Origin of the sequence: Bacillus cereus group sp. N14 (assembly GCF_016483555.1) — a bacterium.
Classification (GTDB): Bacteria; Bacillota; Bacilli; order Bacillales; family Bacillaceae_G; genus Bacillus_A; species Bacillus_A wiedmannii.
Genome location: NZ_JAEHBQ010000017.1, coordinates 38,382 through 51,275, shown reverse-complemented (window position 1 = coordinate 51,275; position 12,894 = coordinate 38,382). Strand labels below are relative to the sequence as shown.

The following is a 12,894-nucleotide window of genomic DNA, read 5'->3' as shown; positions in this document are numbered from 1 at the left end:
TTGAATAGATACCATAAAAGGAGTGTGCTATTTAAAATGAAAATAGTAAAACAATGGGTCCAGGAAGATAGTGATTACATAAGAGAAAAAGTAATTGAATATAACCAAAAACATATTTCAGATGAAGATAAAAAGCCTTCAGAAAAAATTAGTTTTATAGTGAAAAATGAAAAGGAAGACATAGTAGGCGGAATAACTGCAATTACATTTTGGCACCACGTGCATGTTGATTTCCTATGGGTTTCTGAAGAACATAGACACGAAGGCTACGGAAGCAGGTTAATAAAACTTATTGAAGAATTTGCAATTGAAACAGATTGTGGGCTAATCAATTTAGATACTTTTAGCTTTCAGGCACCTAATTTTTATAAAAAGCATGGATATAAAGTGATTGGAGTAAGTGAAGACCACCCTAAAGGGCACAATCGATACTATTTAGAAAAAAGGTTATAAAGTATATAGAATCTAAAAATGAATGAATTATAGCAAAAAAAGAGCGTACGTTAAATGACCACTTTCAAAATACGCTCTTTTTTATATAGTAATGAAGGATTATCGATTATTAACTTTGCTAAGAGCGGATAAATGAAATACTCAATTAACTTTTTTATATTTTAAAACGATTAAATGGTAGAATGTAACAAAGACAGAAAATTCCTGTTATTAGAGGTGGACTTAGATGAAAAAAGTAAATGTTACATATGCAATTTTATACGATAAAGCAAATGAAAAGATCTTAATGGTCAAAAACAAAGGGAAGAGTGGTTCTTATTACACGCTACCAGGTGGCGCGGTTAAATTGGGAGAAACGTTAGAAGAGGCAGTAATTCGGGAAGTGAAAGAAGAAACCGGGCTACATATAACTGTAAACGGTATTTGTTACATCAGCGAAGCTTTTTTCGAAGAGAGAGGTCATCATGCAATTTTCTTTAATTTTTTAGGTGAAATAATTGGCGGAGAGACAAATATATCAAGGCCAAAAGAAATTGAAGAGATTACTTGGATGGAATTACATAGAGCAGCACCATATTTACGTATACCAGAACATTTACTAAATAGATTACAAAGGAAAGAAACAGTACCTTACTTTTTTAATGGAACAATCGTTCATCAATCTTCATAAAATTATCATTTCATGTAAGGCGGGGAAAGAATGGAGTTTATCGTTAATCACAAACATTTCACTCAAGCACTTTCAGAAGTAAGTAAAGCTATATCTACTAAAGCTATTATCCCTATATTATCCGGCATAAAAATAACTGCGGATCAATCTGGAATTACTTTAATCGCAAGTAACTCAAATATTTTTATCGAAAAATTCCTTGCTGTTTCAATTGAAGACGAAAAAATTGTAACTATTTTAAAAGCAGGAACTATTGTCGTACCTGCAAAGTATTTCATTGAAATAATAAAGAAAATGCCAAGTGATATAGTAATAAAAAGTAAGAATGACCAAATAATTACGATACAGTCAGAAGAAATCACATTAAACTTAAATGGACTTCCAGCATATGAGTTTCCGAATGTACCACTTATAGACGATCATGCAAAAATACAAGTGGAAACAGAAAGCTTGATTGAGGTGTTTAAACAAACTGTCTTTGCAGTAGCTAAAAATGAATCAAGACCTGTTCTTACTGGCGTTCATTTAGAGCTAGATCATAATAAATTAATTTGTGTAGCAACTGATTCACATAGACTTGCTATACGTGAAACGATAATATCTACAGATGTGAAAGCAAGTTGTATCGTACCAAGTGCAACTATTAGTGAACTTTTAAAATTAATGAGCAGTACTTCCGAAGTCGTATACATCTATCTTTCAGAAAGTCACATTATTTTTACATTCGGCACAACTACATTATATTCAAGACTAATTGAAGGGAAATATCCTAGTATATCTAGTTTAATTCCAAATGATTTTCAGACAGTCATTAACATAGATAGAAAAAAGATTTTACAAGGTGTAGATCGATCAAACTTATTAGCAAGTGAATGGGCAAATAACAATGTAAACTTAGAAATCATAAACGAATCAACAATTAAAATTTCTTCTAACGCTTCTCAGATTGGAAAAATATCCGAGACACAACAGATAGATATGATTCAAGGTGAAAAACAATTAAACATAACTTTTGATGGACGATTTATGATGGATGCTTTAAAGGCGATAAAAGAAGAAACGGTTACTTTAAGTTTCAGCGGTTCTATGAGACCGATATTAATTGAAGCAGGGAAACAATCTGCAGCAGTACATCTTATATCTCCAGTAAGACCTTATTAATAACAAAGGAAGGAATTACATGATGTACAAGCATACTTTATGTTTTATAAAAAGAAATGAAGAGATACTTATGTTAAATAGAGAATATGACCCTGTAAAAGGATTGTGGAATGGGGTAGGAGGAAAGATAGAAAAGGGAGAAACACCTTTAGAAAATGCAATCTAGATTGGAAAGAGATTTCTTGGATTCTAAGTGATTATAATTACGGCGTAGGAGAGATGATACCAAATTTTTTATCTGAAGTACTCCTCAATGAATTAATATTAGAACACAACTTTGTTTTATCTAATCATAAATTAATAGATTATAGGAATGAAGAATTGGCTAAGCAGGACAGTTCTATAGATAATATAATTCAATTATAAAAAGCAGGAAAGCGAATATAGTGATATAAACTTAAATACAGAAAAAAGAGCGAATCACTTATAGAAAGGTGCGCTCTTTTTTTATTTATAATTAAATTTCTCTCCACCAGGCTGATGAAGGATAGTCTGTAGATTTCAACGTAATAGATTCACCGATTTGAGGTGTTGCAATATTAACTCCTAAACGATTTGCTTCTTTTGTCACACGTTCAATAGGATCACTCCATTCATGTAATGCTAATGTAAAAGCACCCCAATGAATCGGAAGAAGGAGTTCTCCTTTCGCATCAATATGAGCTTGTACCGTCTCTTCTGGCAACATATGAATAGCAGACCATCTTGGATCATATTGTCCGCATTCCATCAATGTAAGATCGAATGGACCGTATTTATCACCAATTTCCTTAAAGTGAGGAGCATAGCCGCTATCACCACTAAAGAAGACTTTAGTCTCTTGACCAAGAATAAGCCATGAACACCATAAAGAACAATCTCTATCTGTCATACTTCGTCCTGAGAAATGCCTTGCAGGTGCACATACTAACTTAATATTATCAAACATAATTTCATCCCACCAATTATGCTCACTAATTTTACTAGGTGAAAGACCCCATTTAATTAAATATTGCGCAACTCCAGTTGGAACATAAAAGTGCTTTGCACGATCTTTTAACTGCATAATACTCTTGTAATTCATATGGTCATAGTGATTATGAGAAATGATAATCGCATCAATTTCTTGAATATCTTCACGTTCTAAAGAAAAAGCACCACTGTAACGTTTACTATTAAACACAGGAAATGGGGAAGATGCATCTCCAAACATCGGGTCTAACAACAATTTTTTACCTTCTATTTTTAAAAGAGAAGCAGAATGGCCAAACCAGGTAACACTCTCTAAAGACTCATTAGTTTTATCCGATAAAACAATAGGTAAATTCTTTACAGGACGCAGCTTTGTTTTCATTTTAAAGTAATCAGTCATTAAACCTATAATATCTTTCGGTTTAAAACTTACATCAGTATGAATTTGATTTATATATTTCTTTTTCATTCGTTCTCCTTTTTACGTTTAACAATATACGTATGTTGTTATTGTAGCTACTTGTAGTTTAAACGAAATCTTTTTACCTTTCACCTTAAATGCAGTACTTTTCATAAATTTGTCAAATTCATTATTCTTATATATAAAATATAAACCATGCAGCAGCAGATAAAATGAATACGAAGTAAATGTAAATTGTTTTCATTTTGTAAAGTTCTTCTTATAAGCAGCAAAGAACGTACGTTTCGTTATATGTTATAGAAGAAAATATGTCTCTAATTATTAAAAGGAAGGAGAGGACGTAAGTGCAAATAGAGAGAAAAAAGAAAGCAAAATGTAAACTATCAAAATCTGAAATTATTCATCTGTATGTAGAAGGGAAGAGTACCTCAGAAATCGCTATGCTTGCTAATGTGTCTGCGAGGTATATTCGTATGGTTCTATCAGACAGCAACGTTCCAAGGCGCGCTATAGGGAGTTGGAAGAGAAAGTATGACATAACAGAAGATTATTTTAAAACGTGGTCAAATAACATGGCTTATATATTAGGGTTTATAGCAGCAGATGGTGTCATACAAAAAGAAAATCAATGCGTCAGTATATCACAAAAAGAAAGTTACATTTTAGAAGATATAAAAAAAGAATTAAACACCAACCAGCCACTATATCAAAATAAAAAAACAGGCGTATATATGCTAAACATTAATAGCAAAACAATAAAAGATGACCTAATGAACATACACGGAATTATGCCATGTAAATCATTAAATATCAAATTTCCATTCGTGCCTGAAGAATATTTACATCATTTTGTTCGTGGATATTTTGATGGGGATGGTTACGTCAAGTATGAGACTTATACAGTAAGCTTTGTAGGAGGATCATATAATTTTATGAATTCTTTAAATCAGGTACTACAAAATCACAATTTACCAACCGATTTACTAAATCAAAATAAACATTATCGCGTCAGTTTAACCGGGAGAAAATCAATACAACTATTTTCAAATTGGATTTATAAAGACAAAGATATTTATTTGCATAGAAAATATGAAGAATTTCAAAAAGAGAGTCTAAGTATAGATCAATTACAAGATCGGAAACTAAAACAAACTCAAACTGCTGTTAAACAAAGAAAACAAAATTTCCTTAAAGATTATATGAAAAATAAATGTAATGCTACAGCTTGTTCTAATTTAAAAATAAGCGAATCAACTTTTAAACGTTGGTTAAAAAAGGATAATCAATTTAAAAAAGACTACGAAAGAATTCATTCATTATAAAAATGCAAGAAACCTTAGTATATCTATGCTAAGGTTTTTAATTTGAGATTCTTAGAGGATACTTATTTTCGTTTATAGAACTTAATAAATACATAGATTTTACAATGAATTCACTAGTAAGGGAGGGAATATGAAATGCTCACTAATAATAGTCCAGAGAATATATTACATACAGCTTATGAAGCAAAAATGATTTCGTCTGGAGATAATTCGCCATCTATAAAAATAAAAGGGACGAAACTTCAATATTTACTTATAATGTTTCATCTTGGTTTTGAGTCAAATGTTATAAAAACGATGCTAAGTTGGACGAAAGGGGAATTTGAAGAGCACGTTAATTCATTAGAAGTAGAGGGACTGTTGAAAAAAACAGGAGGGAGGTACTATCCAACATGTATGGTTATAACGGCTTGTGAAGGAAAAACCCTTTATAACCTTTGTGAACCTCTAATTAAACCAACACTTAAGATCATTGAAAATTATTCAAGTCAAATTGAAGCTATTTCAAAAAGAATCGATACGTTTAATCATGTATCTAAAGAATCGTATAGTCTTTTACTATATAGTGGTGTGTTATTAGATTTTGGACAAATAAATTACATTGAAGAAAATTATTTAAAAAAGAAACGACCTTTAAGAAATAAGAAACGATATTATTATGCAATTCAAGAACAAGAACTAACAGATATAGAGGCTTTCGGGATGTATGGTAATACGTATTTAGATTTAGGAGAAGTTCAAATTGGTCTTTATGGAAATTCTCGATATTCAACATTAAATTTAATAACAGCAGATAACGAAACATTTGAAGAATATTTTCAAAACACGAATACTGATATTAATTATAAGAAAAAGCAATTAGTAAAAGGTTTCGTAGAAGCAGATAGACAAATAGATTTACATTTAAACATAGTTTACGAAAAATTAGGCTTATATCAAAATTCACAACCTGTTATCCCTGTATTTAAATCAACAGACTTATCTATACTTAACGAAATTGCAAACACAATTAGTAAAGATTTAGTCTTATTGTTTAAAGAAAACGATAAACCTTTAAAAGAATACTTTGTGAGCAGCAGATACTCAAAAGAAATAACTTATGAAGAGTTTTTTATCTGGTGGTATCACTTTTTCTATACAAAGGTAACTGAAGAATTAATAAAACAAGGTGTAATTATAACAAGCGCACAAGAAAATCAAACGTACATAATTCATTAATAACTTAAAATTAAAGTGTTAATATACTTTTACAAATGTAGCAGCTAAATGGATACATAATTATTAGTAAATAGAGGATAATCTGAAATTAAAATCTAATATAAAGAAAATGAAATATTTAAAGGGGAGAAGAGCCGTGCAAAAGAAATTCATCAATCCAGAAACGATGCCACCAACTTTTGGATACTCGCATGTAGTCGAAGTTAGTAACGCTAAACGAACAATTTACATATCTGGACAAGTAGCGATTAAAACAGATGGTCAAATAGTTGGCATTGGTGATTTAGCTACACAAACGCGACAAGTTTTCGAAAATATTAAAAGTGCATTAGAAACTTCGGAGTTGAAATTTAATGATGTAGTAAAATTAACTTTTTTCGTAACAGATATTTCTCAAATGGCCATCGTTAGAGATATTCGAGATCAATACATTGATACTAAGAATCCACCAGCAAGTTCAGCTGTAGAAGTTAGAAAGTTAATTAACGATAACTTGTTAATTGAAATCGAAGCAATTGCTGTAGCAAACTAATTTTAAAAATTTATTATTAATCATATCTATACAATTCGTTTTAAATGAACGTTTTAAACGAATTGTATTTTTATTGTCTTAAATATAATTTATATAAAAACATAAGTATCAATAACTTATAAAACAACTAAAACACACAAATAGCCAAACAATCCATCACATATTAGTAACTCGATGAAACAGGGGAACATAACCACCTGAACTAACATTTAATAAGTTTATTATTTTTAATTAGTTAACATAATATATATTATAGGTAGTTGTAGAAACAAAGCGATATCAGGTATCAAAAACCAAGTAAACTATACTTAATGAGACGAAACGGAGATTTTTAGTGAGATTTGCATAAAATTTTATCTAGACGTATTTCTACAGTTTTTATCGTTTGTTTTGCTATACAATCTATCACAGCAAATTCAAATCAATAATCCAATAAGAATTATCGAATCAAAATCATTTTTGATCGGCAAGAAATTTTTATACAGAAAAATTATTTCTATACAAAATATAAATTAGTAATTTTATTTTATGTTTTACTTAATGAATTTATTGCTATTTACACACGTTTTACAACTTTACATTATTTGTTGTTATTTTGTTATTTACGCTTGACTTTCATTACACTCATTGTTTTTTATTCTAGTTAACATAACGTTTATTTTTTAGCTTGCTAGTATTTTAGTTATATGTTTTTAATAACAATCCCAATTGTAAATAACATTGGAAAAATCTAGATTTAATAAATCGTCTTTCTTTATAAAGAAATTAGCAACACCAGAATCTCCCCACATAATATTTAATGAATCATCTGTATCAATTTGCAACAATAACATGTCATGTTGCTGGTATTTTTCTTCCCATTCCCTTGGATCTGTCTGTGTGAAAAATGGATAACCACCAATTTTATGCCCTTGATCTTTACATAAATCATCATACAGTTCGCCTAATTCTGTATTATTTTCTTCATCAACAATTGCTTCCCAATCAATGTTATCGCTAAAAATCTTTTCAAATCGATAATCTCTTGATGTTACGGGTTGATAACCTAATTCAAACTTTAGTTTCGCTGCTTCGGGTATGATAAAGTCCTCTAATTCTAAAGTGTTTAAATAACTAAAATCAGTAATAACCTTATTTAAATCTTCTATAATTGTAGAATGATAAATAATTCGAAAGTCTTTTTGGTTTGTTCGATGATCTAAATCTGCTCCATAAAGCTCATCATCAGCACTTACGAAAAACTGTAATATTCCCTTTTGAGGCATATATTCAACATGCGGCATTTCTTCAAAGTTTAACTGCGCAAGTAACATCATAGGTTGTCCATTTGAATCTTTAGGATGCTCTTGATCTATAGGTAAATACGGATAACCACCAAACTTACTCTCAAAAAGCGTCGTCTCTGCTAATGTTCCAGACACTTTAACATACGGTTTCACACTTTCTTCTAAAATACTACGATATTTTTCTAGTTCTTTCGGAATTTGAAGTTGATACGTATTCTTCATCACATTTGCCTCCCTTTAAAAATGAATGGATAATACCTTACTTAATTATATAGCAAGAGATAGCTTAATTGAAAATTGTTAAAAATCCGTTTTCACCCTCGTTTTTTGCGCACTTGGTGGACAAAGTAAATTATGTTCTAATACCTTTTTATTAATAGTTCGAATTAGATCCGCCGCTTCTGCAGTATTTGTATTATCTTTTAGTTTTTCTTTTAATTCATCAATTTCCTTTGAAAGCTCAATCCACCTAGGTAAAACATGATTATTCTTTAAAGTTCTATACAGTTGTTTTTCAGGATTGTACGAAAGGTCTTTATCAAGATTAAGAGGTTTCCCTTTACCGAGTAAATTATCAAAAGACCCTTTCTTTTCTGCTTCTTTAACGATAGAACTAATATGATCCTCATACGTATAGGACCAAACTTTCTCATCTTTTACTAAAATCTCTTGCTTTTTCAGTTTTTTATCTATTTCTTCTTGATTCATAGATTCTCGCTCCTTTTTATTTTATAGTGTCGTTTTTTTAAGTTTTAATGCTTTCAATCCATCAAACAACTTTTCACGCCACCACACACCGTCATGTTCGCCTCGAAACTCTTCATAAGTGATTTGGTATCCCTTTTCTTTTAAAGCTTTATACAGGCGCCTATTAGCCGTTAAAAGAGGTTTGTTTTCAAGTTCTCCTGCTGCTATGTAAAAATGAGTTTGACTCGTATTGGAATCTATAGATGAAATTTGATTTTCAATCCAAGGAATTTGATTTTCATAACCATCCTTTTTCCAATGCACGGATCCAGACATTGATAACACGTTTTCGAAAACATGTGGATTTTGAAGCGCTGCATAAAAAGCTGCTAAGCCACCAAGACTGAATCCAGCAATTGTTGTATGGTTCGCTTTTTGATGCACACGATACTTTGTCTGAATCCATGGAAGTAATTCCTCCGTTAAAAATAAATTCATTTTATCGTTATAAGTTAGCTCTTCTAATCGATCAACTGGTTCTATAGCAACAGCAATACAAGATGAGATTTCTTTTTCGTAAATTAAATAATTAAGTGTTTTTGCAATTGAAAGGTCATTAATGAATGAATTTCCATCAAATACAATGAGAAGTTTTTGAAGATGTGAAGTGTGAGAATAATCATGAGGCGTATAAATATGAATGTTACGTGTGTTATTTAAAACCGAACTATGAAAAGAATATGTTTCAATTCTCCCAGATGGATAATGATTTGAAGGAAAACGACTGCTATACTGTACTTCCATTCCTATATTTAACACAGATGCTTTATTAGCACCTTCTCCAAATGTATTTTCATTATATGGGTCTAGTCGATACTGTTCACTACGCTTTATCCAATCATTTTCTGTAAAATAATAAGTTGAAATAAAACTCTGATTCGTCCTAAACGTAACATACCAAATATCTGTCTGTGACAATCGTTTTAATTGATTTACAGCCAGATCCCAACCAGGAAAACTTCCGAATACATAAACATTTTCAGTTTTTTGGTCTCCTAACCATAAATACGTTATAAGCTTATACTGATTATCTACAGGACATTGTTCTATTAGTGGCGTATGATTTGACTTTATTTCATGCAAAAAAGTATAAAAAGCTTTCTCGTTTCCATTTATTAGGTAAGTTTATCAATTGCCTGAATAGAAAGTTCCAACGCTTTGATCCGTCTTGTTAAAAGTGTTCTTTGCGGACTACCAACTTTAGACTTATCATAGGCTCTCTCAATTGATGGAAGCAAACCAGCAAGTACATGACGAGCTTCTGCTAACTCTTCTTGACTATACTGGTGGCTTTCTTGATTCCACACGTTTTCTAGCACTGCTAACCCTACACAAACAGCATTAAGTCGTTTTTTCACTAATATAGTATTTGCACCTTTTTCAGTCATCTGTGATAGTGCATTTTCAAGTTTACGAATTGTCGATTGTAAAGATTTTATTGATTCCAATTTATCTATATTTGATACGTTTTCCATGTTAATGTTGTCCCTTCTAACTTATTTTGTTTAATGTTTGATAAAATAAGTACTTGATTTCACTCGAAATATTTTAACACAGTTAACTAACTATATTCGAGTTGGACAATGAATTAAAGGAAAACGGCCACTAAACATCTCACCCTCCCTTACATCATTCTATATGTACTTCTTTCTTCGTATTAGAATCCCTATTTAAACAAGGTATTAAAATTGTATTTTTTATGAACAAAAAAAGTACAAGTAGCATAATTTGTACTTTTTTATTTTTATTCAGTAAGATAATATAGTAATAGTTTTCGGGCCTTCTCATAATTCATGAAATCTCTATATAAAATGGGATACTTCACAATTTCTGTTTCTATAAAACGATATTGTGGAAACCATTCATAAAATGATTTCCTTAGCCACTTTATTTGATCAAACACAATCTCCTTTTCGTTGTTATTAAGTACGTAACTTAAAGTACCTTCTGTATGCATCCAATAACAATTTAAATCAGCGCTTATACAATCATCTTCTGTAAACATATTATTAATATCTTTTCGTACTTTTCGAATGTCACAATTCGGAAATGGTTTGTACAGTGGACTATGCATTTTCTGCAATTCCTTAAAAATAATTCGTTTTCCTAACTTCAACTTTCCACCCCTTTATTTCTCTATCCAATTTAATAAGTTTTCATAATGATATTGAGCATCTGTATAGCCAAGATTATATAAATTAACGAGTTTTTCTTTATTTCTTTCTATTCCGCTTATAGGAAGTTGTACGCTAGGCTGAATGACATAAAAGTTATCTTTTTGTTCCATTTGATTCATATAAGATATCGTCTCATTATAAAAACGATAATGTTCTACTAAAGATTCTGCGATATTCGGATATTTCCTATATAAAATTTTAGCCAGACCAGAAAATTTATTTCGCTGTTTCTCATATCCTTCTGGCTTTGTCATAATCACGACGTTCTTTTGATAACCATCAGTTTGTGCTTTTAGAACCGGTATAGGATCTATAATCCCTCCATCTAACAATTTTCGATTATCATATTCTACAGCAGGCGCTATAAATGGGACAGAACTTGATGCGCGAATGATTTTTAAAATATCATTTCCATGTTCTGTTTTATTGTAATAAACTGCTTTTCCTGAATCACAATCAGTCGTTCCTATGACAAATTGCTCATTGGAATTTAAGAAAGTTTGAAAATCAAATGGAACAATTTTATTAGGGACTTCATCAAATAAAAAGTCCATCCCGAATAATTCACGTTTTCGAATCAAATTTCGATAAGATATATATCGGTGATCTGACACTAGCTCTGTATTTACTTTTTTATTCCTTCCTTTTTGACGTGATAAATAAGTTGCGCCCATACATGCACCAGCGGATACGCCAACTACATACGGAAAGAATAAGTTCTTTTCCATAAAATATTCGAGTACTCCTGCAGTATATAGACCTTTCATTCCTCCGCCCTCTAATACTAAACCGATATTTTTCATACTATATCCCTCTGCTTCTTTTTTCTTACTTACATATTAGCATAAGATATTAAGATGAGATTATATAAATGAATTGCAACAATAGCCAGAAACTACTAATGTAATATCATAACTTCATAGCGAGTAGCATGGTACAATATAAGTAACAAAATCCACAAATAATGGAGGAGGAATTTCCTATGGGTTTATTTAGCGGTATTTTAGGAAATGCATCAAATGCGAGTACAGAAAGTGTAGAACGTGATTTAGAGAAGATTATGTTAGACGATGAGAAAGTTGAACACGCTTATAAATTAATTCGTGATTTAATCGTATTTACAAATCGTCGTCTTATTTTAGTAGATAAACAAGGGATATCAGGTAAAAAAACAGAGTATCATTCTATTCCTTATAAAAGTATTACACAATTTAGCATTGAAACAGCTGGGCATTTTGATTTAGATGCTGAGCTTAAAATTTGGGTATCTAGTTTGAGTACGCCAATTACGAAGGAATTTAAAGGTGACGATAGTGTTTTAAGCATTCAAAAAGCGTTAGTAACATATACGACGAAATAACGCCTTTCCGTATGTTTATTCATCTTCAAAATTACTAACCCGAGTATTTTGGAAGAATATGCATTGTTTTTGTATATTTAATCTGAAATAACATAAAAAGGTAAAGCGTATTTCAAATGCTTTACCTTTCTTTTTTGTAATAAATAAGTGTAGTTTTATCATTTAATTTCTTTATTACTTCTGTTCTTTTATACCCCATCTTTTCGTATAGAAAACAATTTCTTTCTTCTTCTAAAATCGTAGCAAGTTCAAAGCTCCGTGCTTTTGGAAACATCTTTTCAATTAAAATAAGTACCTTTTGAGCGATTCCTTTCCCTTGATAGTTTGGATGAATAAACATTGGACTGATCCAAAATTTATAAGGTCTTTCTTTTTGGGATATACAAATCGCTCCAACAAGTTTCGAATCAATTATCATCTTATAAAAGTTGTTACTCGGATTATTTATCCTTAAAATAGTTTTTTCAATAGATTCATTTGCTGGATTTGTTTCATAGTCTTTATATTTATTTAATAAAGGGCGAAATGAGTCTATTTGCATTTGAAATAAAACTGCTGCATCAATTTCTGTTGCCTTCTCTAATGTAATATCCATG

General features: G+C 30.7%; 14 protein-coding genes and 2 pseudogenes. 8 read left to right on the top strand and 8 right to left on the bottom strand.

Going from position 1 to position 12,894, the window contains the following annotated elements; all coding sequences use genetic code 11:
- Window positions 1-36: 36 nt before the first annotated feature.
- From JDS82_RS21200 to JDS82_RS21185, 4 genes and pseudogenes are all read left to right on the top strand, one after another.
- Entirely contained in the window at window positions 37-453 is a 417-nt protein-coding gene (locus JDS82_RS21200) for a GNAT family N-acetyltransferase (RefSeq protein WP_016087658.1), read from the top strand.
- A 226-nt stretch (window positions 454-679) separates the two neighbouring features.
- Window positions 680-1,123: an NUDIX hydrolase gene (locus JDS82_RS21195; protein ID WP_016087657.1), complete on the top strand. Its 444-nt coding sequence runs from the start codon at window positions 680-682 to the stop codon at window positions 1,121-1,123.
- A 30-nt stretch (window positions 1,124-1,153) separates the two neighbouring features.
- Window positions 1,154-2,284 carry a DNA polymerase III subunit beta gene (gene dnaN / locus JDS82_RS21190; RefSeq protein ID WP_199713886.1) on the top strand — a complete coding sequence of 377 codons (1,131 nt, stop codon included), beginning with the start codon at window positions 1,154-1,156 and terminating at the stop codon, window positions 2,282-2,284.
- Between the two features lie 22 nt (window positions 2,285-2,306).
- Window positions 2,307-2,650 (top strand): annotated as a pseudogene (locus JDS82_RS21185) (NUDIX hydrolase).
- Between the two features lie 91 nt (window positions 2,651-2,741).
- Here the strand turns inward: JDS82_RS21185 and JDS82_RS21180 are convergent.
- Window positions 2,742-3,704 (bottom strand): MBL fold metallo-hydrolase, encoded by a 963-nt coding sequence (locus tag JDS82_RS21180; protein ID WP_199713885.1) that lies wholly within the window; start codon window positions 3,702-3,704, stop codon window positions 2,742-2,744.
- Between the two features lie 296 nt (window positions 3,705-4,000).
- On the opposite strand from JDS82_RS21180, the gene JDS82_RS21175 reads away from it, so the two are divergent.
- The 3 genes from JDS82_RS21175 (at window position 4,001) to JDS82_RS21165 (ending at window position 6,728) form a co-directional block, all read left to right on the top strand.
- Window positions 4,001-4,978 carry an LAGLIDADG family homing endonuclease gene (locus JDS82_RS21175; protein WP_199713884.1) on the top strand — a complete coding sequence of 326 codons (978 nt, stop codon included), beginning with the start codon at window positions 4,001-4,003 and terminating at the stop codon, window positions 4,976-4,978.
- 135 nt (window positions 4,979-5,113) lie between these two features.
- A complete protein-coding gene (locus JDS82_RS21170; RefSeq protein ID WP_199713883.1) occupies window positions 5,114-6,196 on the top strand; it encodes a hypothetical protein in 1,083 nt (360 codons plus the stop codon).
- Between the two features lie 136 nt (window positions 6,197-6,332).
- Window positions 6,333-6,728: a RidA family protein gene (locus tag JDS82_RS21165; protein WP_199713882.1), complete on the top strand. Its 396-nt coding sequence runs from the start codon at window positions 6,333-6,335 to the stop codon at window positions 6,726-6,728.
- A gap of 692 nt (window positions 6,729-7,420) precedes the next feature.
- Here JDS82_RS21165 and JDS82_RS21160 read toward each other — a convergent pair.
- The 6 genes from JDS82_RS21160 to JDS82_RS21135 form a co-directional block, all read right to left on the bottom strand.
- On the bottom strand, window positions 7,421-8,236 hold the full coding sequence (locus JDS82_RS21160; RefSeq protein WP_061672258.1) for a YwqG family protein: 816 nt from the start codon (window positions 8,234-8,236) through the stop codon (window positions 7,421-7,423).
- Between the two features lie 78 nt (window positions 8,237-8,314).
- Window positions 8,315-8,722 (bottom strand): DnaJ family domain-containing protein, encoded by a 408-nt coding sequence (locus tag JDS82_RS21155; RefSeq protein ID WP_001070899.1) that lies wholly within the window; start codon window positions 8,720-8,722, stop codon window positions 8,315-8,317.
- Between the two features lie 21 nt (window positions 8,723-8,743).
- Window positions 8,744-9,877 (bottom strand): alpha/beta hydrolase-fold protein, encoded by a 1,134-nt coding sequence (locus tag JDS82_RS21150; RefSeq protein WP_199713920.1) that lies wholly within the window; start codon window positions 9,875-9,877, stop codon window positions 8,744-8,746.
- A complete protein-coding gene (locus tag JDS82_RS21145) occupies window positions 9,877-10,236 on the bottom strand; it encodes a hypothetical protein (RefSeq protein ID WP_000432662.1) in 360 nt (119 codons plus the stop codon). Before JDS82_RS21145 ends, JDS82_RS21150 begins: the two co-directional genes overlap by 1 nt.
- Window positions 10,237-10,505: 269 nt before the next feature.
- Window positions 10,506-10,877 (bottom strand): YxiJ-like family protein, encoded by a 372-nt coding sequence (locus JDS82_RS21140; protein ID WP_199713881.1) that lies wholly within the window; start codon window positions 10,875-10,877, stop codon window positions 10,506-10,508.
- Between the two features lie 12 nt (window positions 10,878-10,889).
- Complete coding sequence (locus JDS82_RS21135; RefSeq protein WP_199713880.1) at window positions 10,890-11,741, bottom strand: patatin-like phospholipase family protein; 852 nt, start codon at window positions 11,739-11,741, stop codon at window positions 10,890-10,892.
- Window positions 11,742-11,920: 179 nt separating this feature from the next.
- Between JDS82_RS21135 and JDS82_RS21130 the strand changes: the two genes are divergently transcribed.
- Entirely contained in the window at window positions 11,921-12,298 is a 378-nt protein-coding gene (locus tag JDS82_RS21130) for a PH domain-containing protein (protein WP_000522465.1), read from the top strand.
- 121 nt (window positions 12,299-12,419) lie between these two features.
- Here the strand turns inward: JDS82_RS21130 and JDS82_RS21125 are convergent.
- A pseudogene (locus JDS82_RS21125) lies at window positions 12,420-12,893 on the bottom strand (GNAT family N-acetyltransferase); the annotation flags it as partial.
- Window position 12,894 lies beyond the last annotated feature (1 nt).